We start from the raw sequence: 22511 nt of genomic DNA, 5'->3' as shown, positions 1-22511 counted from the left end.
AACGTCAATCTCACTCCAACGAGTGAAATGACGTTCCGTGTTGCTCATGTGACGGGTTGTTCGAGAAGACTGGCGGCTCATCGTTTCATCTGTATGGGCCCGTACGGGCTCGTGTGGGGGTACCGCCATGTCTTCTCGCCGAATCGTTTCCGCAGCCGCCGTCGTGGTGGTGAGCACCGCGCTCACCGCCGGCCCCGTCCAGGCGGCTCCGGCCGCGCCCCCGGCCTCGTCCGCGCCGGCATCGGCGTCCGCTCAGGCGTCCGCGCCGGGCAAGGCGCGCGCCGTCACCGCCGAACTCGCCCTGGACGTCAAGCTGCTGAACAACGCGGTGGACGTCCCGGTGAACATCGCGCTGAACAAGGTGGAGTCGCCCGCGCAGCGGAACGGCTCGGTGCTCACCGCCAAGGTGGACGGCGTCGACCAGCAGGGCCCGGTCGAGCTGGTGAAGGCGGACATCGGCACGTCCGTCACCCGCGTCGACGCCCGGGGCGCCGCCGCCTCCGTCAAGCTGGTCAACGCCGACGTGCACGCCCCCGGCCTGCCCGCCACCGCGCTGCTCGGCCTGGAGGCGATGAGCGCCGAGGTGACCTGCCCGGTGGACGGGCCGCCGACCGCCGACGTGGTCGCGCCCGCCAAGCTGACCGTGCTCGGCAAGCCAGTCACCGTCGGCCTGTACGGGCCGACCACGGTGGACGTGCCGCTGATCGGCAGCGTGTCGGTGGAGTTCTCCAAGAAGACCACCACCACGACCACCGCCGCCGCCTCGGCCCTGGAGGTGCAGGTGGAGGTGAACCCGCTGAACCTGAACGTGGCCAAGGTCAGCGGCAAGGTCACCGTCGCCTCGGTGGGCTGCGAGAAGCCCGCCGGTCCGTCGGCCACCGCGTCCGTCCCGGCGACGGCGCCGACCAACGCGCCGGCCGCGGCCCAGCCGGTGGCCGACACCACCACCTCGCGCGCCGCCGCGCCACGGGCCGGGGCGGAGAAGAGCGGGCAGCCGGAGCGGCTGGCCGCCACCGGCGGCAGCAGTGCCACCGGCCCGCTGGCCGCCGGGGCCGCCGCCCTGGTCGCGGGCGGGGCCGCCGCGCTATGGGCCACCCGGCGCCGCCGGGCCGCGCACGCCCGTCGGCACTGACCGCCGGCGCCGGCCGCTCGGCGCCGACCCCCCAGGCCGTGGCACGCGGCGGTGCGGGAGTGTCACTCCCGGCACTCCCGCACCGTGACCGTGCCAATGCGGACGGTTGGTTCACCTGCGCGTTACATGAGAGGAACAACCGGGAAACGGCGGCTTGCGACGCTACGCGGGCACCCACCACCCAGCAATGCGAGGGACACGCCGTGGCAATCAAGGCCGAGTACATCTGGATCGACGGCACCAAGCCGACCGCGAAGCTCCGTTCCAAGACTCGCGTCCTGCCGAACGCCGACAAGATCCCGACCTGGGGCTTCGACGGTTCCTCGACCAACCAGGCCGAGGGCCACGCCTCGGACCGCGTGCTGGAGCCGGTGAAGGTCGTCAAGGACCCGATCCGCGGCGGCGACCACATCCTGGTCCTCTGCGAGGTCCTGGAGACGGACGGCACCCCGCACGAGTCCAACACCCGCGCCCTGCTGCGTGAGGTCGACGAGAAGTACGCCGCGCAGGAGTCGATCTTCGGCATCGAGCAGGAGTACACCTTCTTCAAGGGCTCCCGCCCGCTCGGCTTCCCGGAGGGCGGCTACCCGGCCCCGCAGGGCGGCTACTACTGCGGTGTCGGCGCCGAGGAGGTCTTCGGCCGCGAGATCGTCGAGCTGCACCTGGACCGCTGCCTCGACGCCGGCCTGGCCATCTGCGGCATCAACGCCGAGGTCATGCCCGGCCAGTGGGAGTTCCAGATCGGCCCGGTCGACGCGCTGACCGTCTCGGACGACCTGTGGATCGCCCGCTACCTGCTCTACCGCACCGCCGAGGAGTTCGGCATCGACGCCACCCTGGACGCCAAGCCGGCCCGGGGCGACTGGAACGGCGCGGGTGCCCACACCAACTTCTCCACCAAGGCGATGCGCGAGGGCTACGACGCCATCATCACCGCCTGCGAGTCGCTCGGCGCCTCCCAGGAGAAGGTCCTGGAGCACGTCAACCAGTACGGTGACGACATCCAGTCCCGCCTGACCGGCAAGCACGAGACCGCCCCGTGGAACGTCTACAGCTACGGCGTCTCCAACCGCGGTGCGTCCGTCCGCATCCCGTGGCAGGTCGAGGTGGAGCAGAAGGGCTACATCGAGGACCGCCGCCCGAACGCGAACGTCGACCCCTACGTCGTCACCCGCCTGCTGATCAACACCTGCTGCGAGGCGCTGGAGAAGGCCGGCCAGGTCTGATCCCCCTCCCTCCGGGTGCGTGCCACGCCCGTGGGCCCCTCCCCCCCCCGCCGGGGAGGGGCCCACGGGCGTTGCGGCGCCGGGGCCCGCTGCCGGCGGAGCGGTCCGCAATTCGCTGGTCAACACCCGCCGCCGGACCGAGAATTCAGGGCATGACCCAGCAGCCCCTGCTCCTCCTCGACGTGGACGGACCGCTCAACCCCTTCGCCGCGCCGAAGCGGCGTCCGGACGGCTACGGCACCTACCGCCTGTCGCCCGCCTGGTGGATCGCGAAGCAGGAGCGGCTGGCGGCGGCGCAGGCCAGGCCGGACGGCCGGGCCAGGCACGCCAAGCGCCCGGTCGGGCGGGTCAAGCCGCTGCGGGTGTGGCTGAACCCGGCGCACGGGCCCGAGTTGCTGGCCCTGCCGTACGAACTGGTCTGGGCCACCGGGTGGATGAGCGACGCCAACACCCACATCGGCCCGACCATCGGACTGCCCGAACTCCCGTACATCCGGTGGACGGCGATGTTCGGGGAGGATCCGGACGGGCTGCACTGGAAGACCAGGGACGTGGTGGCCTGGGCGGACGGGCGGCCGTTCGTCTGGGTGGACGACGAACTCGGCCCGCAGGACGCCGCGTGGATCGAGGCGAACCACCCGGGGCCCGCGCTCACCCTGCACGTCAACCCCCGCACCGGCCTGCTGGCCGACGACTTCGCGACCCTGCGGGAATGGGCGGCCGCCGCATGACCGGAAAGCCCCTGCTGCTGCTCGACGTGGACGGACCGCTCAACCCCTACGCCGCGCCCGCCACCCGCCGTCCGCAGGGCTACCGGACCCACCGGATGCTCCCCGAGGGGTGGGTGGCCCGCAAGGCGCCCACGCCGCGCAACCGGGTGAAGCCGCTGCGGGTTTGGCTGAACCCCGCGCACGGGCCGGAACTGCTCGCGCTGCCGTACGAGTTGGTGTGGGCGACCACCTGGATGGAGGAGGCGAACACCTTCATCGCGCCGACCATCGGACTGCCCGAACTCCCGTACATCCGGTGGACGGCGATGTTCGGGGAGGATCCGGACGGGCTGCACTGGAAGACCAGGGACGTGGTGGCCTGGGCGGACGGGCGGCCGTTCGTCTGGGTGGACGACGAACTCGGCCCGCAGGACATCGAGTGGATCGAGGCGAACCACCCGGGGCCGGCCGTGGCGCTCTGGGTCGACCCCCGGTACGGGCTGCGGGACCTGCACTTCGACGCCCTCCGGGAGTGGGCGGAGCAGGAGCCGTGACCGCCTCCCCCGCCGACACCCCCTCCGGTGCCCCCGTCGGCACCGTCGAGCGGCTGTGGCGCTATCCGGTGAAGTCCCTGCTGGGGGAGGAGCTGGACGGGGTCGAGGTGACCGGGCGCGGCCTGGCCGGGGACCGGGAGCTGGCCCTGATCGACCTGACCGGCGGCCGGGTGGCCAGTGCCAAGCACCCCCGGCTCTGGTCCGGCCTGCTCCGCTACGCGGCGGCCGTCACGGCGGACGGCGGGGTGGCGGTCACCGGACCGGACGGGCGCGCCGCCGGCGAGGCGGAACTGTCCGCGGCGCTCGGCCGCGAGGTCGCGCTGACGGCCGAGCGCCCGCCGGACGCGACGATCGAGCGGGCCGTGCCGGAGGAGGTGCTGGCCCACGGCGCCGCGGCCGACGTCGGCTTCACGATCAGCGCGCTGGGCCGCGAAGCGCCGCACGGCGGATTCTTCGACTACGCGCCGGTGCACCTGATCACCTCCGCGACCCTGCGTGCCACCGGCTCGGCGGCGGAGCGCTACCGGCCGAACCTGGTGATCCGCACCGAGGGCGAGGGATTCGTCGAGAACGCCTGGGTGGGGCGGGAGTTGGCCATCGGGCCGACGCTGCGCCTGCACGTCCTGGCGCCCACCCCGCGCTGCGCCGTCCCCACCCTGCGGCACGGCCCGCTGCCCCGGCGCACGGAGGCCCTGCGCATCCCGGCCGAGCGGAACCGGGTGGTCCCCCTGGCCGGCCTGCCGGCGCTGCCCTGCGCGGGGGTGTACGCGCGGGTGGTGGTGCCGGGGCGGATCCGGACGGGGGACGCGGTGACGGTCTCAGGCTGAACCGAGCACCGCCGCCAGGGCGTCGAGGAAGCGGTCGGTGGTCTCCTCGTCCCGGACGGCGATCCGCAGCCACTCCTCGCCCAGCCCCGGGAAGGTGTCCCCGCGCCGGACGGCGAAGCCGCGCTCGCGCAGCCGCTCGCGGACGGCCGCCGCGCCCGGCAGCCGGACCAGCACGAAGGAGGCGGCCGGCTCGCCGTACAGCCGTACGGTCGGAAAGGAGGCGAGGCCCTTCACCAGGTGCTCGCGCCGGAGCGTGAGTTCGGCGGCAGCCCGGTCCGCCTCGGCGAGCGCCGCCGGGCCGCTGCAGGCTTCGGCGGCGGCCAGCGCCGGAGTGGAGACCGGCCAGAGCGGCTGGGCGGCGCCGAGTTCGGCGATCAGCGGCGCGGGGCCGAGGACGTAGCCGATCCGCAGGCCGGCCAGCCCCCAGGTCTTGGTGAGGCTGCGCAGGACAACCACCCGGCCGGGCAGGTCCCGTACGGAGGCGAGCGACTCCCGCTCGCCCGGCACGGTGTCCATGAACGCCTCGTCCACCACCAGCGTGCGCCCCGGCCGGGCCAGCGCGGCCACGGCCTCGGCGGGGTGCAGCACCGACGTCGGGTTGGTCGGATTGCCGAGGACGACCAGGTCCGCCTCCTCGGGGACGGCGCCCAGCCGGAAGCCGTCCCCGGGGGAGAGCAGCACCCGGTGCACCCGGTGCCCGGCGTCCCGCAGGGCCGCCTCCGGCTCGGTGAACTGCGGGTGCACGACGGCGATGTGCCGGGCCGTCACCACCCGCGCCAGCAGGACGAAGGCCTCCGCGGCACCCGAGGTGAGCAGCACCTCCTCGACCGGGCGGGCGTGCCGGGCGGCGACCGCGGCGCGGGCGGTGCGCTGGTCGGGGTAGGCGGCGAGGTCGCCGAGGGTGGCCGCGAGGCGCTCGCGCAGCCAGGTCGGGGGAGTGCCGGTGCGGACGTTGACGGCCAGGTCGACCAGGCCGAGCCCGTCGGCGCGGACCTCGGCGTCGCCGTGGTGGCGCAGGTCGGGTTCGGGGGCGGTCACGCGGGGTCTCCTCGGTGGTGGGGGTGGTGGAGGTGGTGGGTGGGGGCGGTGCGAGGCGCGGTGGGCCGGGACTCGTACGGGACGGACGGCGGTGGGGCACCGTCGCCGTCGTTCCCGCCGAGGGTGACCAGGACGACGTCGTGCCCGTGGGCGGCCAGGTGGGCGGCGGCCCCGGCCGGGTCGAGCGGCGCTCCGGTGCCGTCCGTCGCGGTGCCGGGGGCCGAGGCGTTCGGGGCCGGGGCCGGGCCGGGGGCGTCGGGGGCCGGGCCGGGCGGGACCTCCACCGCGATCCGCCGGGTGGTCGGCCGGAGCGGTCCGGCCAGGGCTTCGGCCGCCTCCACCGCCTCAGGCGTGCCCACGACGGCCGAGGCCGAGCGCAGGACGGCCCGGATTTCGGCCTGTGCGGCCTGTGCGGCCGGTTCCGGCGCTCGGGCAGGCGAGGGCATTCGGGCCGGCGCGATCGGTGCGGTCGGGGTGGCCGGTGCGGTCGGGGTGGCCGGTGCGGCCGGTGCGGCCGGTGCGAGTCGGCCGGGCCCGCCGGAGCCGAGTTCGACCGCGGTGAGCCGCCCCGGCAGTGCCGCCCGCGCGATCGCCACCGTCGCCGTCGCCGACTTCCGCTTGGCGACCACGAGCCGGCCGCCCGGCGCGCTCGCGAGTGCCGCCGCCTCGGCGACGCTCGCCGTCCCCACGGCCGTCCCCACCCGTGCGGACGGGTTCGGCACCGGCACGCCCGCCAGGACCTCCGCGGGGTGCTCGTCCACCGGTACCCCGCCGAGGCAGAACGCGGCCCAGCGCACCGCCGGGTGGTCCGCCTTGCCGGTGACGGTGGCCAGCCGCGCCACCGCGGCGCGCGGCAGGCCGGCCTCGTCGAGCACGGCCGTCAGCAGCCGCATCGCCTCGGTCTCCCCGGCGGCGCCGCCGGCGCCGATCCCGACCACCAGGGTGCGCGGCAGGACCAGTAGGTCACCGTCGCCCGGGTCGTCCCAGTCGGTGATCCGCAGGACCGGAGCGTCCTCGGGTGCGTGGGCGCTCGGTCCCGCGGGGTGGCCCGGCGCGCGGCCGGCCGCCGGACTCGGCCCGTGGCCGGTGGGGACGGGCGTGACGCCGAGGGCGGCCGCCACCTCGACGGACAGCTCCTCGGCGGCGTCGCCCCCGGCCATCGGGACCGCCCAGCGCCGCCGTGGGTCCACGCAGACCAGGGCGGTGTCGCGCGGCAGGTCGACGAGGCCGCCGGTCAGCAGGGAGACGACGGCCGGCAGCGGGGCGACGGCCACCACGCGCCGGTAGCGGTGGAGGGCGAAGTGCAGGACGTCGGGCGGCTGGGAGCAGTTGCCGCGCGAGGCGCGGTGGACGTGGCTGCCCTCCGGCCAGCGGGCGTGCAACTCGTCGGCGAGCGGCCGGCCGGGCCCGTCGATGGCGACCAGTCCGATCACGTACCGCACTCCTTGCCGTCCCCGGCCCGCCCTCCGGGAGCGGGCCCCCGCGATCCCACCACGGGCGGCCGGAGGGGGTCAATCGCGCCGCGTGTGACGTCCGCCGCGGGGGTGTGCGGACCGGGGCGGCGTCCGTCCACGGACCGGACGGTCCGCGCGCGGCAGCTGTTCGCCTGTTCTTCACTTGTCTTGTGCGGTACACGACACCGCGGCGCTCCTACTGTTTTCGGCGCTCCCGCCCCGGCCGCCCCGACCTCCGGAGGACCCCATGGCCATCACCCGACCGCGCACCCCCGACGACCCTGCCACCACCGACCCCGCCGCCACCACCGCCCCCGCCCGCGCCACCGCCCGCCGCCGCGGCCGCCGCCCGCTGACCGCCCTCGCCGCCGGCCTCGGCCTGGTGGCCGGTTCGCTCGGCCTCTGGGCCGCGGGCGGCAGCGCGGCCGCCGTCACCGGCGCCGGCCTGCCCACCCCGGACCACGTGGTGGTCGTCGTCCTGGAGAACCACGCCTACTCGCAGGTCGTGGGCAGCTCCAAGGCCCCGTACATCAACGGCACCCTGGCGGCCGGCGGCGCCCGGCTGACCCAGTCCTACGCGCTCACCCACCCCAGCCAGCCCAACTACTACATGCTGTTCTCCGGCAGCTCGCAGGGCATCGTCGACGACAGCTGCGTGGACGTCGGCGCGCTGCAGCAGCCCAACCTGGCCTCCGAACTTCTCGCCTCCGGCCAGACCTGGGCCAGCTACAACGAGGGCCTGCCCGCCCAGGGCGCCACCGACTGCCGCGTGGACTCCTACGCGCAGAAGCACAACCCGTGGTTCGGCTTCGGCAACGTGCCCACCGACAGCGCGTACGGCATGGACGCGTTCCCGACCGACTACAGCACCCTGCCCAAGGTCTCCTTCGTCGTCCCGGACCTCTGCGACGACATGCACGACTGCTCCGTCGGCACCGGCGACTCCTGGCTGCGGGACAACCTCGACGGGTACGCGCAGTGGGCGAAGAGCCACAACAGCCTGCTCGTCGTCACCTTCGACGAGGACAACAAGCTGTCCGGCAACCGCATCCCGACCCTGGTCTACGGCGCCCACGTCGCCCCGGGCAGCAGCACCGCCACCACGTACAACCACTACGACGTGCTGCACACCCTGGAGGACCTGGCCGGGGTCAACGCCCACGCGGGCAACTCGGCGAACGCCACCGACATCACCGGCATCTGGAACTGACGCCCGTGTACGTCGCGGACTCCCGCAGCTCCAAGGCGCCCGTCGCACCGGCCACCGGCCCGGTGCGGCGGGGCGCCGTCCCCGGGACGGTGCTCGCCCTCGGCGCCGTCAGCATGGTCACCGACATCTCCTCCGAGATGGTCACCGCCGTCCTGCCCCTCTACCTGCTCACCGGGCTCGGCCTGTCCCCGCTCGGCTTCGGCCTGCTGGACGGCATCCAGAACGGCTTCAGCGCGCTCGTCCGCCTGGCCGGAGGCCACCTCGCCGACCGGCGCGGCCGCGACGGCGCCACCCGGCACAAGACCGTCGCCACCGTGGGGTACGGGCTGTCCGCGCTCTGCCGGCCGCTGCTGCCGTTCGTCCACACCGTGCCGCTGATCGGCGCGGTGATCGCCGTCGACCGCACCGGCAAGGGCCTGCGCACCGCGCCCCGCGACGCGATGATCTCGCTCGCCACCGAACCCGCCCACCGCGGACGGGCGTTCGGCGTGCACCGGGCGATGGACACGGCCGGCGCCCTGCTCGGCCCGCTCACCGCCTTCCTGGTGCTGCGACTGGCCGGCGGCCCGCTGCTCGCCGACGGCGGCGAACGGCACGGCTACGACGCGGTGTTCACGGTCAGCGCGTGCGTCGCCGCCCTGGGCGTGCTGATCCTGCTGCTGTTCGTGCCCAACCGGCAGGAGGGTGACGACCCGTCCACCCCCGCCCCCACCCTGCGGGACGGCCTCGCCCTGCTGCGCCTGCCCGGCCTGCGCCGACTGACGCTCTGCGCCGTCCTGCTCGGGCTCACCACCGTCAGCGACTCCTTCCTCTACCTGCTCGTCCAGCGCCGGCTCGGCCTGTCCGTCAGCCTCTTCCCGCTGCTGCCGCTGGGCACCGCGGCGGCCTTCCTGCTGCTCGCCGTCCCGCTCGGCGCGCTCGCCGACCGGATCGGCCGGCACCGGCTCTTCCTCGCCGGGCACGGGGTGCTGCTGCTCGCGTACGGGGTGCTGCTGTCACCGCTGCGCGGCCTGCCGGCGGCGATCTGCGTGCTGGTGCTGCACGGCGCGTTCTACGCGGCCACCGACGGCGTGCTCGCCGCCGCGGCCGCCGACGCCGTCCCCGCCGAGCAGCGCGGCGCCGGACTCGCCCTGGTCGGCACCGGGCAGGCGCTGGCCCGGTTCACCTGCTCGCTGCTGTTCGGCGCGCTGTGGGGCGCGATCGGCGGCCCGTCGGCGCTGGGCTGGTCGACGGGGGCGCTGGCGCTGTGCGTGGTCGGCGCGGCGGCGGTGCTGCGCCCGTCCGGGCCGGCCGCCGGACCCACCGGGGCGGCCGCCGGACCCACCGGGGCGGTCGCCGGACCCGCCGGGGCGGTCGCCGGACCCGCCGGGGCGGTCGCCGGACCCGCCGGGGCGGTCGCCGGACCCGCCGGGGCGGCCGCCGGACCCGCCACCACCGTCGCCGGATCCGCGACCACCGTCGCCGAGGAGCGTTCGTGAACCTGCAGAACCGGACCAGAGTGATCGTGCTGCTGGTCGCCGTCCTCCTGCTCGGCGCGGTCGGCACCGGAGCCGTCCTCTACGCGGCCGACCGCACCGCCCGCCGGGACCAGGCCCAGCCCGGCGGACCGTCCGTCGTCCCCGGCCCGGTGTCGCTCGCGGCCCCGGGCGGCGGACGGCAGCTGCTGTTCCGCAACATGGCCTGGGGGCCGCACCGGGACGAGATCACCGCCGTCCCCGCCGACCGCCCCGACGGCCCGCGCACCGCCTCCGGCGTCCAGTGCCTGCGGTTCCACGCCGCCGCCGGCACCGGGATCTGCCTGCAGGCCCAGCACGGCGCGCTGGAGGACACCTACCGGGCCGTCGTCCTCGACGACCACCTGCGCGAACGGCGCGCCTTCCCGGCCGCCGGCATCCCCACCCGCTCCCGGGTCTCGCCGTCCGGGCACCTCGCCGCCTGGACCGTCTTCGTCAGCGGCGACTCGTACGCGGGCAGCGACTTCTCCACCCGCACGTCGATCGTGGACGTCCGGGACTGGAACCTGCGGGAGAACCTGGAGGACTTCGCGATCATCCTGGACGGCCACCCGTACCAGGCGCACGACACCAACATCTGGGGCGTCACCTTCGCCGACGACAACACCTTCTACGCCACCGTCGCCAGCGCCGGGCAGACCCACCTCGTCCGCGGCGACCTCGCCGCCCGCACCCTCACCGGCCTGCACGACAACGTCGAATGCCCCTCGCTCTCCCCGGACGGCACCCGCATCGCCTACAAGAAGCGCGTCCCCGGCCTGCCCGAGGACGCCCCCTGGCGGCTGTACGTCCTCGACCTGGCCACCATGACCGAGACCGCCACGGCCGAACAGCGCAACATCGACGACCAGGCCCTCTGGTCCGGCGACGGCACCCTGGTCTACGCCCTGCCCGGCGACTACGGCGCCGACCTGTGGACCGTCCCGGCGGACGGCTCCGGCAGCCCGCGGGAGGTGGCCGAGGCCGCCGTGGCCCCCGCCTACCCGGGCTGAGGAACTCTCGGCTACGGTCCCACGTCGAGCACACTGTGACGTCCTGATCGAATGTCCGGATCGAACGTCCTGATCGAGGGGGAGCGAGCAACCGTGGACGGCATCCCACCCGAGCGCGTGGTGACCGACTCCTGGCCCGCCCTGCACGGCCGCCCGGTGCTGCGCCGCACCGTCGCCGTCGGCCTGGTGCTCTTCGTGTCCGTGGCCGCCGCCCTGGTGGTGCGCGGCGTCAACGCGCTCACCATCCGCGGGCCCGGCCACGAGACCGACCGCGACCGCGCCGAACGCCTGGCCGGCCTCCACCCCTCCCAGCACCCCGGCGTCGGCCGCTACTACGTCCCGGTCGGCGCCGTCTACACCCACACCTCCGACGGCGCCCCCGTCGCGTACCTGCACTACCGCCTCGGCGGTGGCAAGGCCCCGGGCGTCGGCGACTTCCTCAGCGCCTACGACCTCCCCGACCCGGGCCCCGCCGCCCCCCTCCCGGCCGACCTCGTGGCCGCGCTCGGCGGCGACGAGCCCGCCGAGGCCCCGGAGCTCCGGGAGGGGCCGTTCGGCGCGCCGTCCGCCGCGCCCGCCGGCGCGCTGCCCACTCCCACGCTGCCCACCTCGATGCCCGCCGGCTCGGTGCCCATCAGCGCGGCGCCGGCGCCCTCCGCCGCTGCGACGGCCTCCGCCTCGCCCACGGCCTGTGCCTCACCCACCGAGGAGGCGGCCCGCGGCCCCGAAGCGGACTCCGACGCCGATGCGGACGCGGACGAGGACACCGGCCCCGCGCTCGCCCCCGGCCCGGGCCCCGCCGCGGTCCCGGCCCCGGCGGTCGTCGGGGAACCCCCCGCTCCCACCCTGACCCCGACCGCGACGCCGGTGCCCGCCCCGGCTCCCTCCGCCCGCCGCTTCTACGTCGTGACCATCCCGGGCGGCCTGCCCGGCGCCGCCGACATCTACATCCGCGCCACCGGCTGACCGCGGGGCGAGCCCCACCCGTACGTCCGCTTGGTCATGTGGCCACGGGGTCATCGGCCGCTTGGTCACCTGGTCACTTGGTCGCTCGGCCGCTCGGCCGCGCAGACGCCGCCGCCCCGCCGGGCTGGGCTCGGCGGGGCGGCGGCGAGGGGATGCGTGGCGGCGGTCAGCGAGTGGCCGCCGGGACCTGGGCCGGGGCCGGCGGGGCGACCGCGTGCGGGGTCGCCTCCGGGGCCGGGATCCGAGCGGTGGCCGGGGCTTCGGCCGGGGTCCGGCGGGCGGGGCCCTGTCCGGCGACCAGGGCGCCGAGGGCCAGCAGGAGGCCGAGGACCTGCCAGGGGGTGAGGGTCTGGCCGAGGACGATCAGGCCGCCGACGGTGGCGACGACCGGGTTGACCAGGCCGAGGAAGGAGGCCGGGCCGGCGCCGAGGTGCTCGATGCCGCGGAACCAGAGGACGTAGCCGAGCGCGGTGCTGAGGATGCCCAGGTAGGCGAAGCCGGCCAGGTTGGCGCCGCTCAGCGCGGGCGGCGCGCCCTCGACGATCGCGGCGAGCGGGACGAGGAAGACCGAGCCGGCGAGCAGCTGCCACGCGGTGAGGTCGGCCAGGGTGGCGCCCTCGGGGCGGCCCCAGCGGCGGGTGAGGACGGTGCCCATCGCCATCAGCGCGATGCCGGCGACCATCGCGGCGATGCCGACGCCGTCCAGCTTCGCGCCGGCCTTGAGGACCAGCAGGGCCACCCCGGCGACGCCGACCAGTCCGGCTGCCACGGCGCGCCGTCCGGGCCGTACGCCGAGCACGCCGATGGAGAACCCGGCGACGAGCAGGGGCTGGATCGCCCCGATGGTGGCCGCGACCCCGCCGGGCAGGCGGTACGCGCCGACGAACATGAGCGGGAAGAACAGCCCGATGTTGAGCATTCCGAGGACGGCGGCGCGCCCCCACCAGCGCCCCTTGGGCAGTCTGCGGCCGATCGCGAGCAGCAGCAGGCCGGCGGGCAGGGCGCGCAGCGCGGCGAGCAGGAGCGGGCGGCCCTCGGGCAGCAGCTGGGTGGTGACCAGGTAGGTGGTGCCCCACATCGCCGGGGCGAGGGCGGCGGTGACGGCGATTCCTGCGCGCTTGCGGTCCATGACGGGCAATCCCCTCAACGTTGACTATCTGAACGTTGAGATAAGTTCTACGCGTCGAAGTAGGTGAACGTCAAGTATGTGAAGGTTAAGATATTTCCGGGGTCGGGCGGATGACCGGCCCCGGGCCGGACGACCCCCGGAAAGGCGGCAGACCATGGAGCAGCGCGACACCGTCGACGACATCGTCGAACAGTGGGCGAGGACCCGACCCGACCTGAACCCCGAGGTCATGGGCCTGATCGGCCGGCTGCGACGGCTCAACGCCAGGGTCGACGCCTCCCTACGCGCGTACTTCGCCACCTTCGGCCTGGACTCCTCCGAATTCGACGTCCTGGCCACCCTGCGCCGCTCCGGCGAGCCCTACGAGCTCAACGCCCGCGCCCTCCTCAAGGCCGCCATGGTCACCTCCGGCGCCATCACCAACCGGGTCGACAGGCTCTCCGCCAAGGGCCTGGTCGAGCGCAACCCGTGCCCCGACGACCGCCGCGCCGTCCTGATCCGCCTCACCCCCGCGGGCAAGGAACTGATCGACGGCGCCCTGGCCGGCCACGTCCACAACGAGGAACGACTGCTCGCCGCACTCGACGGCGACGAGCGCGCCCAGCTCGACGGGCTGCTGCGCAAACTCCTCATCGCCCACGGGGACACCGAGGCGCTCCTCGACTGAGACGGCGGCCGCGCGGACGGAAGGGCGTGTCCCGCGTCCTCCCGCCCGCGTTAACCCGGCGGAACCGCGCGAACGGCGCGGAGCCGCACCGGAGGAGACGCCCGATGAAGGACAGGACGCCGCAGGAGATCGCCGTCGACGACCAGCTGCGCGCCGCCGGCGCGGAGGGCGCCCAGTGGCTCGCCGCCGCCGGCTGGGGGACGCCGGTGAAGGTGCCGCTGCAGAACGCGGCCGCGTGGCAGCGCGAGACCAGGGCCCGGATGCTGGCCGCCCAGGAGGACGAGTCCTGCACCTGGTGCGACCACCTCCTCTACGGCAGCCCCCAGCCCGTCGTCGTCCACGCCGAGCACCCCACCCACCTGGTCTGCCGTGCCTGCTCCATCGCCGCCCGCCCGCACCGCACCTGCCTGGACTGCGGGCAGCCGGCCGCCTCCGAATCCCCGGCCGACGGCCGCGAGGACGTCTTCATGGGCCCGGTCGCGATCTACACCCGGCTGCGCTGCGCCGCCTGCCACCGCGCCGACCCCCTGCGCGGCACCTTCGGCAACGGCACCTGACGCAGCCGGCCCGGGCGCGCGGCCGTCCGGGCCGCTCAGCGGTACGCGACCAGCGCGTAACGCTCGTCCTCCACCGGGCCGCCCCACAGCCCGGCCTCCCCGCTGAGCGGTTCGACGCGCAGCCCGGACACCAGCGGCCGCACGGCTTCGGCGAGTTCCTCCGCCCCGACGCCGCCACCCCACGGCAGGGCCTGCGCCCCGGCGGCGTACGGCGCCCGGGCCGCCTGCCCGGCCTCGCGCCACCGGCCCTCGACCAGGACGAGCCGCCCGCCCGGCCGCAGCAGCCCCGCCCAGGTGCGCAGCGCCCGCTCCGGATCGGGCAGCGTCCAGACCAGGTGGCGGGAGAGCAGCACGTCGAAGCGCTCACCCGGCACCGGCGGCGCCGACGCGTCCCCCACCAGGAACCGCCCCGGCAGCCCCGCCGCCACCAGCTTCGCCCGTGCCCGCGCGACCATCCGCGGCGCCAGGTCCACCCCGGTCACCCGGTGCCCGTCCGCCGCGAGCAGCGCCGACAGGGAGCCGGTGCCGCACCCGACGTCGAGCACGTCCGACGCCCGGCCCGGCACCCACCCCCGTACCCGCCGCACCCACGCCTCCCGCACGGACACCTCCCGCAACCCGTGGTCGGCCTCCTCGTCGAACCGCTCGGCGGCCGCGTCCCAGTACTGCGCGATGTCAGGCTCGGATCCACTCACGCGGGCATTGTCACCCCCACCACCGACACCGCCGCCGGGCCGCGCGGCGATCGCGATCGACCCCGGAACGCGTTTCGCAAGGCGACGGCCGGCAGCGGGCGGCGGTGCGCGCCGGTGCCGGAGCAGCGGGAGGAGCGGCAGGAGGAGGCGGCGTGCCACCTCGACGCGCCGCTCGACCGGCCCTGGGGCGCATCCTGACGGGAGCCGCCCGCCGCTCACCCGAGGGTGGTTTCACCCGCGCGTCGCTCACCCGCGCGTCGCTCACCCGCGCGGGGCTTCACCCGCCGGCGGACGCCCGGGCGTAGGCGGCCCGCACCGCGGCGACCCGGGCGGCGACGGCCCGCGCGCACTCGGCGGCGGAGGTCCGCGAACTGTCCACCACCAGGTCGTACTCGACGCCCCGGTGCACCGCCTTCGCCTGCGCGGCGGCCATCCCGGCGACCCGGTCGCCGCGCGCGGCCTCCCGCGCCGCGGCCACCGCCGGGTCGCAGCGCACCCCGACCCAGAGCACGTCCAGGCCGGCCAGCGCCGTCCTCCAGCGGGACTGCGAGGCGGTCGTGCCGAGGAACACCTCGTCCACCACGATCCGGGCGCCGGCCCGGGCCATCGCGGCCACCCCGGCCGTCCAGGCGGCGTCCAGCGCGGCGAAGACCGGTCCGACCTCGACCGTGCCGTCCCCGCCCGCCAGGCCGCCGATGCCCTCGCCGCCGTCCAGCAGCGCGGGCGGCAGCGCGCCGACCAGGGTGTCCGCGCCGAGGTGCAGCCACGGCTCGGGCAGCAGCTCCTGCAGGGCCCGGGCGATGCTCGACTTCCCCGAGCTGGAACCGCCGTTGAGGACGATCACGTGCATGGCGGCATCCTAAGGGGCGTCTGACCGTTCCCGCCGGGAGCGCGACGCTCCCCCCGGCCTTCGGCCGGGAGATACCCCCGTCCTCCGCCGTGCGATGCGCGCCCCCGACCCGCGCTCTGCCGGGCGCGCCCCGCCGGGCGGGGGTCGGCCCAGCGGCCGCTCCCGGCCCAGCAGGCCGCGTCCGGCCTAGCGGCCGCTCCCGTACGCCGCCGCGGCCGCCGCGAAGGCGGAGGCCAGCGCCGGCGCCCCGGCCCAGTGCAGGTGCAGGTAGGAGGCGTGCACGTTGCCGTGGGCGAAGCCCTCCGTGCGCGGGCCGGTCGGCAGGTGCCAGCCCCAGGCGGGGTGTTCGCCGGAGCCCGGCTCGCAGACCGTCCGGTGGAACTCGTGGCCGCGCAGTCGGGTGCCGGCCGCCGCGAGCGGGGAGTCGTGCAGGGCGACGGCCTCCCGGTAGCCGAGGGTGAGGCGTTCGGTCATCCGGGCTTCCGCGGGCAGCACGCCGCACATCGGCAGGCCGTCCAGCTCGCGTCCCAGGTAGAGCAGTCCGGCGCACTCGGCGGCGATCGGCCCGCCCGAGGCGGCGAACGCGGCGATGGCCGAGCGCAGTTCGGCGTTGCCGCTCAACTCCCGGACGTACAGCTCGGGGAAGCCGCCGCCGATGACGAGCCCGGTGGTCCCGGCGGGCAGCGCGGTGGCGTGCAGCGGGTCGAAGGGGACGACCTCGGCCCCGGCCGCGCCGAGCAGTTCGGCGTTCTCGGCGTACGAGAAGGAGAACGCCGCGCCGCCCGCCACCGCGATCCGGGGCCGCCCGGCCACCGGGGTGACCTCGGCCGACGGGTCCCACGGCTCGGCGTCCAACGCGGGTGCGGTGCGGGCGAGTTCCAGCAGGGCGTCCAGGTCGACGGAGGAGGCGACCAGGTCGCCCATGTCGGAGACCGCCTTCAGCGCCTCCGCCGAGCGCTCCACCGCCGGGATCAGCCCGAGGTGGCGGGAGGGCGTGGCGACCGCCGCGGAGCGCCGCAGCGCGCCGAGCACCGGCACACCGGAGCCCTCCTCCAGGGCCTCGCGCAGCAGCTGCTCGTGCCGGTCGGAGGCGACCCGGTTGAGGATCACCCCGGCGAGGCGGACCCGCGGGTCCCAGGACGCGAAGCCGTGCACCAGCGCGGCGACCGAGCGGGACTGCGAGGAGCCGTCGACCACCAGCACCACGGGCGCCCGCAGCAGCTTGGCGACGTGCGCCGTGGAGGCCAGCTCCCCCCGCCCGGAGGCGCCGTCGAACAGGCCCATGACGCCCTCGACCACCGCGACGTCCGCCCCCGCCGCGCCGTGCAGGAACAGCGGGGCGATCCGCTCGGGGCCGCACAGGAAGGCGTCCAGGTTGCGGCCCGGGCGGCCGGCTGCGAGCGCGTGGTAGCCCGGGTCGATGTAGTCCGGGCCGACCTTGTGCGGCGACACCGCCAGCCCGCGCGCGGCGAGCGCCGCGATCAGGCCGGTGGCGACGGTGGTCTTGCCGGCGCCCGAGGAGGGCGCGGCGATGACGAGGCGGGGGACGGTGACCGACGGGCCGGGGGCGGTGCCGGACGGGCGGCGGACGGTGCTCAACGGCCTACCACTCGATACCGCGCTGGCCCTTGCGGCCGGCGTCCATGGGGTGCTTGACCTTGGTCATCTCGGTGACCAGGTCGGCGAAGCCGGTCAGCGCCTCGGGCGCGTACCGGCCGGTGATCACGACGTGCTGGCTGCCCGGACGGTCCTTGAGCACGGCGACCACCTCGTCCGCGTCGATCCACCCCCAGTGCATGGGGTAGGTGAACTCGTCGAGCACGTAGAAGCGGTAGGTCTCGGCCGCGAGGTCGCGCTTGACCTGCTCCCAGCCCTCCTTGGCCGCCTCCTCGCTGGACATCTCCTGCTCGGCGGAGCGCTGGATCCAGGACCAGCCCGAGCCCATCTTGTGCCAGTCGACGGTGCCGCCCTCGCCGGAGGCGCCGAGCACGCGCAGCGCGTTCTCCTCGCCGACCTTCCACTTCGCGGACTTCACGAACTGGAACACCCCGACCGACCAGCCCTGGTTCCAGGCCCGCAGCGCCATGCCGAAGGCGGCCGTGGACTTGCCCTTGCCAGGGCCGGTGTGCACGGCGGTGATCGGCAGCGTACGGCGCTGGCGGGTGGTCAGGCCGTCGTCGGGGACGCTCTCGGGGACGCCCTTGGGCATGGGTCAGGCCGCCTTTCGCAGGGTGGTTGCACGGTTCTCACGACGGTTGTCGCGCCGGCTCTCGCGACCGTTCTCGCGACCGTTCTCGCGCCGGCCCTCGCGACGGTTCTCGCGGACGAGCGAGGCCACGCCCTCGGCGCGCAGTTCGTCCAGGCTGACGGCGCTGCCGCCGAGTCGCCCGGCCAGCGTGCGGGCCAGCCCCAGCCGGACCGGGCCGGACTCGCAGTCCAGCACCACGCTGGAGGTGCCCTGCGCCGCGAACAGCGCGGCCGCGCGGTGGGAGCGCGCGAGCGCGTCCCGCCCGCCGGTGGCCCGGCCGTCGGTCACCACGACCAGCAGCGGGCGCCGGCTCGGGTCGCGCAGCCGTTCGACCCGCAGCACCTCGTGGGCGCGCAGCAGTCCTTCGGCCAGCGGGGTCCGTCCGCCGGTGGGCAGCGACTCCAGCCGGGCCGCGCCCACCTCCACCGAGGAGGTGGGCGGCAGCGCCAGTTCGGCGCCGGCGCCGCGGAAGGTGATCATGCCGATCTTGTCGCGCCGCTGGTAGGCGTCCGTCAGCAGGGACAGCACGGCGCCCTTGACGGCGGTCATCCGCTGCCGGGCGGCCATCGAGCCGGAGGCGTCGACCACGAACAGCACCAGGTTGGACTCCCGGCCCTGGCGCACCTGTTCGCGGAAGTCGTCCTTCCGCAGCACCAGCGCCCGGCCGCCCCGCCCGCGCGCCACCTGGTGCGGCGCGGCGGCCTGCAGGGTCGCGGTGAGGTGCAGCCGGCCGAGCGCGCCCTGCGGGCGGCGGGAGCGGATGGTGTGCCCGCCGGTGGTCTCGGCGGGGGAGCGGCGGCCCTGGGCACCGTGGCCGGTGCCGCGGACGGTGAACAGCTTGGTGCGGTACGGGTCGCCGGCCGCGACCGGCGCCGACTCCCGCGCGGGGGAGGGGTGCTGGGCGGGGACGGGCTGCTGCGGCCGGTCGTCCCCGCCCGCCGGGTGCGCGCCGGTGTCCTCGGTGCCGGGTTCGGGGGCGGACGCCTCCGGGGCGCCGCCGTCGGAGGGCTCGGGCGCGCCGCCGCCCGGTCCGCCGTCGCCGCCGTCCGGGCCGTCCCCGTCCGGGTCGCCGCCCTCGGGGCCGCCGCCGTCCGGACCGCCGCCGTCGGGACCGTCGCCTTCGGGCTCCGGGTCGGGCTCCGGCTCCTGCGGCTGCGCGTGCTCCTCCAGCGTCCGCTCCAGCTGTTCCTCGTCCAGCCCGGGCGCGTCGAAGGGGTTGCGCCGGCGCCGGTGCGGCAGCGCCAGCCGGGCGGCCCGGCGGACGTCCTCCTCCAGCACCTCGGTGCGCCCGTCCCAGGCGGCGAGCGCGACGGCGGTGCGGGCCATCACGATGTCCGCGCGCAGGCCGTCCACCTCGAACGCGGCGCACACGGCGGTGATCTGACGCAGCGCCACATCGGTCAGCCGCACCTGCGGCAGCAGCTCCCGGGCGGCGGTGATGTGCGCGGCGAGCGCCCGCTCCTCCTCGGCGAACCGCGCGGCGAAGCCGGCCGGGTCCGCGTCGTACGCGAGCCGCCGGCGGACCACCTCGGCGCGCTCGGCCGGGTCCCGGGTGGCGGCGATCTCGACGGTCAGGCCGAACCGGTCCAGCAGCTGCGGCCGCAGCTCGCCCTCCTCCGGGTTCATCGTGCCGACCAGCAGGAACCGGGCCGCGTGCCGGACGGAGACGCCCTCGCGCTCGACGTACGAGCGGCCCATCGCGGCGGCGTCCAGCAGCAGGTCCACCACGTGGTCCTGGAGCAGGTTGACCTCGTCGATGTAGAGCACGCCGCGGTGCGCCTTCGCCAGCAGCCCGGGCTCGTAGGCCTTGACGCCCTCGGCCAGCGCGCGCTCCAGGTCGAGCGAGCCGACGATCCGGTCCTCGGCCACGCCGACCGGCAACTCCACCAGCTGGGAGGGCCGTTCGTGGCTCCCGGCGGCGGAGTGCGGCCCGTCCGGGCACTGCGGGTCGGGCGCGGCCGGGTCGCAGGCGAAGCGGCAGCCGTCCACCGCGGCGATGGACGGCAGCAGGCCGGCCAGCGCGCGCACCATGGTGGACTTCGCGGTGCCCTTCTCGCCGCGCACCAGCACGCCGCCCACGGCCGGGGAGACGGCGTTCAGCAGCAGCCCGAGCCGCAGGTCGGCCATGCCGACGATCGCGGTGAACGGATAGCGGACGTCGGTCATGCGTCACTCCCAGGTGCCCCGGGCGCCAGGAACGGCAGCGATCCGGCCGCCGGTACCCCGCCCTCGATCAGCTTCCACAGCGCGTCGGTGTCCGCGTGCTCCTCGATCAGGTCGCCCAGCCGGTCCAGCCGGGCCTCGCGCGCCGCGGCGAAGGAGGTGTCCGGTGCCGGGACGAACGCCCGTCCGGACAACTCGGCGACCTCGCGCAGGAGTTCGCGGCGGAAGCCGTCGTTCTCCAGCGCGCCGTGCCAGGTCGTGCCCCAGACCGCCCCCACCCGGCAGCCGTCCAGGGGCCGCCCCCGGCCGTCGGAGAAGAACGTCTCCCCGCCCTCCACGGCCACCACCCCGTGGTGGATCTCGTAGCCCTCGACCCGCTGCCCGTACGCCTCGCCGACCGGACGGGCCAGCACCTTCTCGGCGCCGAACCGCACGTGCGTCGGCAGCAGCCCCAGCCCGTCGACGGCGCCCGCCCTGGACTCCACCTCGTCGACGATCCCGCGCGCCAGCATCTGGTAGCCGCCGCACACCCCGAGCACCGGCCGCCCGGCCGCCGCCCGCGCGCTCAGCACCGGCTCCAGGCCGCGCTCGCGCAGCCAGGCGAGGTCCGCGACGGTGGCCCGGGTGCCGGGCAGCACCACCAGGTCGGCGTCGGCGAGCTCCTCCGGCCGGGTCGCCCAGCGCACCAGCACGCCCGGCTCCTGCGCCAGCGCGTCCAGGTCGGTGAAGTTGGACAGCCGGGGGAAGCGCACCACGGCCACCCGCAGCACGTCCGCGCCGAGCGGCCCGCGCCCGTCCACCCGGTCCACCACGGTCGACAGGTCCAGCGAGTCCTCGGCGTCCAGCCACAGCCCGGACAGCATCGGCAGGGTGCCCAGCACCGGACGGCCGGTCAGCCCGTGCAGCATCTCCAGTCCGGGCGCGAGCAGCCGGGCGTCGCCGCGGAACTTGTTGACGAACCAGCCCGCCACGTGCCGCTGGTCCTCCGCCGACAGCAGCGCCAGCGTCCCGTACATCGCCGCGAACACGCCGCCCCGGTCGATGTCCCCGACCACCACCACGGGCAGCCCGGCGGCCGTGGCCAGGCCCATGTTGGCGATGTCCCGGTCGCGCAGGTTGATCTCGGCGGGCGATCCGGCGCCCTCGCAGACCACCACCTCGTAGCGCCGGCGCAGATCGGCCAGGCACTCCAGCGCGCGCTCCAGCAGGACGGGCTTGCGCTCGCGGTAGTCCAGCGCGCCCACCTCGGCGACCGGCCTGCCCAGCAGCACCACCTGGCTGCGGCCGTCCGCGCCGGGCTTCAGCAGCACCGGGTTCATCGCCGCCTCCGGCTCCACCCGGGCGGCCTGCGCCTGCATCGCCTGGGCGCGGCCGATCTCGGCCCCGTCGGCGGTGACGAAGGAGTTCAGCGACATGTTCTGCGCCTTGAACGGCGCGACCCGCACGCCCTGGCGGGCCAGCCAGCGGCAGATGCCCGCCGTCACCACGCTCTTGCCCGCGTCCGAGGTCGTCCCGGCGACCAGCAGCGCGTTGCTCATGCCCCACCCCTCCTCGTGCGGAACGCCCTGATCGCCAGATGCCCCGCGACCGTCGTACCCAGTGCCAGCGCGCCCACCCGCCGGGAGAGCGCGCAGGCCCGCTCGATGTCGTCGACCGTCACCGGCCGCAGCTCCGCGCCCAGCACCGGCCGGTGCTCCACCCTCGTGCCGTACCGCAGCGCGCCGCCCAGCCGTACGCCCACCGCGCCGGCGAACGCCGACTCCGCCTGACCCGCGTTCGGGCTCGGGTGCGCGGAGCCGTCGCGCCGCCAGACCCGCCAGGCCGTCCGGGGGTGCGGGGCGGCGGCGACGGTCAGCAGCGCGGTCAGCCGGGCGCCCGGCCAGCCCGCCACGTCGTCCAGCCGGGCCGAGGCCCAGCCGAACCGGGCGTGCCGCGGCGAGCGGTGGCCCACCATGGCGTCCAGGGTGTTCACGGCGCGGAACGCCAGCAGACCGGGCGTGCCCGCCAGGGCGCCCCAGACCAGCGCGTTGACCACGGCGTCGGCGGTGTTCTCGGCCACCGACTCGACCACCGCGCGGGCGATCTGCTGCTCGTCCAGCGCGCTCGGGTCCCGTCCGCACAGGTGCGGCAGCCGCTCCCGGGCGGCGGCCAGGTCGCCGTCCCTCAGCGAGCGGCCGACGGTGCGGGCCTCCCGGGTCAGCGAAGTGCCGCCGAGCACCGTCCAGGTCGCGGCCGCGGCCAGCGCCGCCCGGCCCAGCGGACGCCGGCCCACCGTACGGTCCAGGGCGAGCGCGCCCGCCGCGACGGCGCCCACGCACAGCGCCGTGTACCCGGCCCCGGCGGCCCGGTCGTCGCGCCACAGCCGGCGCTCCAGCCGGGTCGCGGCGGCGCCGAAGAGCGCCACCGGGTGGCCCCGGCGCGGGTCGGCGAAGCGGGCGTCGGCGGCGTAGCCCGCGACGGCGCCCAGCGCGAACGCGGCGGCGCGGGCCGACCGGCGGGCCGCGCCGCGGGCCGGGAGGCGGGCCGGGGCAAGGAGCGAGGGGCGCGGCGTCAGCGCACGGGCGGTCATCGGCCGCACG

21 protein-coding genes are annotated in these 22511 nt (G+C 76.1%); 11 read left to right on the top strand and 10 right to left on the bottom strand.

All coding sequences use genetic code 11. The features are described 5' to 3' along the window. The first annotated feature begins 127 nt into the window (after positions 1–127). The 5 genes from ACZ6Y7_RS19865 (at position 128) to ACZ6Y7_RS19845 (ending at position 4449) form a co-directional block, all read left to right on the top strand. Positions 128–1132, top strand: a complete 1005-nt coding sequence (locus ACZ6Y7_RS19865) for an SCO1860 family LAETG-anchored protein (protein ID WP_465759208.1) — start codon at positions 128–130, stop codon at positions 1130–1132. Between the two features lie 203 nt (positions 1133–1335). Further along, positions 1336–2358, top strand: coding sequence for a glutamine synthetase (gene glnII / locus ACZ6Y7_RS19860; RefSeq protein WP_270143183.1), 1023 nt, complete (start codon positions 1336–1338; stop codon positions 2356–2358). A 152-nt stretch (positions 2359–2510) separates the two neighbouring features. Next, positions 2511–3089, top strand: a complete 579-nt coding sequence (locus tag ACZ6Y7_RS19855; RefSeq protein WP_465759207.1) for a hypothetical protein — start codon at positions 2511–2513, stop codon at positions 3087–3089. Next, positions 3086–3622 (top strand): hypothetical protein, encoded by a 537-nt coding sequence (locus ACZ6Y7_RS19850; protein ID WP_465759206.1) that lies wholly within the window; start codon positions 3086–3088, stop codon positions 3620–3622. Before ACZ6Y7_RS19855 ends, ACZ6Y7_RS19850 begins: the two co-directional genes overlap by 4 nt. Further along, the gene (locus tag ACZ6Y7_RS19845) at positions 3619–4449 is read left to right on the top strand and encodes an MOSC domain-containing protein (RefSeq protein ID WP_465759205.1); all 831 of its coding nucleotides are present in this window, start codon (positions 3619–3621) and stop codon (positions 4447–4449) included. The genes ACZ6Y7_RS19850 and ACZ6Y7_RS19845 overlap by 4 nt, the downstream gene beginning before the upstream one ends. Here ACZ6Y7_RS19845 and cobC read toward each other — a convergent pair. Continuing rightward, the gene (gene cobC, locus ACZ6Y7_RS19840) at positions 4441–5487 is read right to left on the bottom strand and encodes an Rv2231c family pyridoxal phosphate-dependent protein CobC (RefSeq protein ID WP_465759204.1); all 1047 of its coding nucleotides are present in this window, start codon (positions 5485–5487) and stop codon (positions 4441–4443) included. The genes ACZ6Y7_RS19845 and cobC overlap by 9 nt on opposite strands. Further along, positions 5484–6920, bottom strand: coding sequence for a cobalamin biosynthesis protein (locus ACZ6Y7_RS19835; protein ID WP_465759203.1), 1437 nt, complete (start codon positions 6918–6920; stop codon positions 5484–5486). The genes cobC and ACZ6Y7_RS19835 overlap by 4 nt, the downstream gene beginning before the upstream one ends. Positions 6921–7188: 268 nt before the next feature. On the opposite strand from ACZ6Y7_RS19835, the gene ACZ6Y7_RS19830 reads away from it, so the two are divergent. From ACZ6Y7_RS19830 to ACZ6Y7_RS19815, 4 genes are read left to right on the top strand one after another with little or no spacing between them, the layout of a single operon-like run. After that, entirely contained in the window at positions 7189–8151 is a 963-nt protein-coding gene (locus ACZ6Y7_RS19830; RefSeq protein WP_465759202.1) for an alkaline phosphatase family protein, read from the top strand. 5 nt (positions 8152–8156) lie between these two features. Continuing rightward, a complete protein-coding gene (locus tag ACZ6Y7_RS19825) occupies positions 8157–9629 on the top strand; it encodes an MFS transporter (RefSeq protein ID WP_465759201.1) in 1473 nt (490 codons plus the stop codon). 2 nt (positions 9630–9631) lie between these two features. Continuing rightward, positions 9632–10657 carry a TolB family protein gene (locus ACZ6Y7_RS19820; protein WP_465759390.1) on the top strand — a complete coding sequence of 342 codons (1026 nt, stop codon included), beginning with the start codon at positions 9632–9634 and terminating at the stop codon, positions 10655–10657. Between the two features lie 51 nt (positions 10658–10708). After that, a complete protein-coding gene (locus ACZ6Y7_RS19815; RefSeq protein WP_465759200.1) occupies positions 10709–11623 on the top strand; it encodes a hypothetical protein in 915 nt (304 codons plus the stop codon). Between the two features lie 166 nt (positions 11624–11789). Here ACZ6Y7_RS19815 and ACZ6Y7_RS19810 read toward each other — a convergent pair whose 3' ends face one another. Then, complete coding sequence (locus ACZ6Y7_RS19810) at positions 11790–12752, bottom strand: EamA family transporter (RefSeq protein WP_465759199.1); 963 nt, start codon at positions 12750–12752, stop codon at positions 11790–11792. 154 nt (positions 12753–12906) lie between these two features. Between ACZ6Y7_RS19810 and ACZ6Y7_RS19805 the strand changes: the two genes are divergently transcribed. After that, positions 12907–13419, top strand: coding sequence for a MarR family winged helix-turn-helix transcriptional regulator (locus ACZ6Y7_RS19805; protein WP_465759198.1), 513 nt, complete (start codon positions 12907–12909; stop codon positions 13417–13419). 104 nt (positions 13420–13523) lie between these two features. After that, complete coding sequence (locus ACZ6Y7_RS19800) at positions 13524–13976, top strand: hypothetical protein (protein WP_465759197.1); 453 nt, start codon at positions 13524–13526, stop codon at positions 13974–13976. A 35-nt stretch (positions 13977–14011) separates the two neighbouring features. Here ACZ6Y7_RS19800 and ACZ6Y7_RS19795 read toward each other — a convergent pair whose 3' ends face one another. The 7 genes from ACZ6Y7_RS19795 to ACZ6Y7_RS19765 all read right to left on the bottom strand — a co-directional run bounded on the left by ACZ6Y7_RS19795 (position 14012) and on the right by ACZ6Y7_RS19765 (position 22501). Continuing rightward, complete coding sequence (locus ACZ6Y7_RS19795) at positions 14012–14671, bottom strand: class I SAM-dependent methyltransferase (RefSeq protein WP_465759196.1); 660 nt, start codon at positions 14669–14671, stop codon at positions 14012–14014. A 277-nt stretch (positions 14672–14948) separates the two neighbouring features. Beyond that, positions 14949–15521 (bottom strand): chloramphenicol phosphotransferase CPT, encoded by a 573-nt coding sequence (gene cpt, locus ACZ6Y7_RS19790; RefSeq protein WP_465759195.1) that lies wholly within the window; start codon positions 15519–15521, stop codon positions 14949–14951. 186 nt (positions 15522–15707) lie between these two features. Beyond that, positions 15708–17120, bottom strand: coding sequence for a cobyrinate a,c-diamide synthase (locus ACZ6Y7_RS19785; protein ID WP_465759194.1), 1413 nt, complete (start codon positions 17118–17120; stop codon positions 15708–15710). Positions 17121–17124: 4 nt separating this feature from the next. Then, positions 17125–17730 carry a cob(I)yrinic acid a,c-diamide adenosyltransferase gene (gene cobO, locus ACZ6Y7_RS19780; RefSeq protein ID WP_402218743.1) on the bottom strand — a complete coding sequence of 202 codons (606 nt, stop codon included), beginning with the start codon at positions 17728–17730 and terminating at the stop codon, positions 17125–17127. A 3-nt stretch (positions 17731–17733) separates the two neighbouring features. Further along, positions 17734–19935, bottom strand: coding sequence for a putative cobaltochelatase (locus ACZ6Y7_RS19775; RefSeq protein ID WP_465759193.1), 2202 nt, complete (start codon positions 19933–19935; stop codon positions 17734–17736). Further along, a complete protein-coding gene (locus tag ACZ6Y7_RS19770) occupies positions 19932–21470 on the bottom strand; it encodes a cobyric acid synthase (RefSeq protein ID WP_465759192.1) in 1539 nt (512 codons plus the stop codon). The genes ACZ6Y7_RS19775 and ACZ6Y7_RS19770 overlap by 4 nt, the downstream gene beginning before the upstream one ends. After that, positions 21467–22501 (bottom strand): cobalamin biosynthesis protein, encoded by a 1035-nt coding sequence (locus tag ACZ6Y7_RS19765; protein ID WP_465759191.1) that lies wholly within the window; start codon positions 22499–22501, stop codon positions 21467–21469. The genes ACZ6Y7_RS19770 and ACZ6Y7_RS19765 overlap by 4 nt, the downstream gene beginning before the upstream one ends. Positions 22502–22511: the final 10 nt, after the last annotated feature.

This window comes from Kitasatospora sp. NPDC053308, from assembly GCF_055585785.1.
The sequence above is the reverse complement of the archived record's forward strand: the minus strand, read 5'-3'. Positions and strand labels throughout refer to the sequence as shown.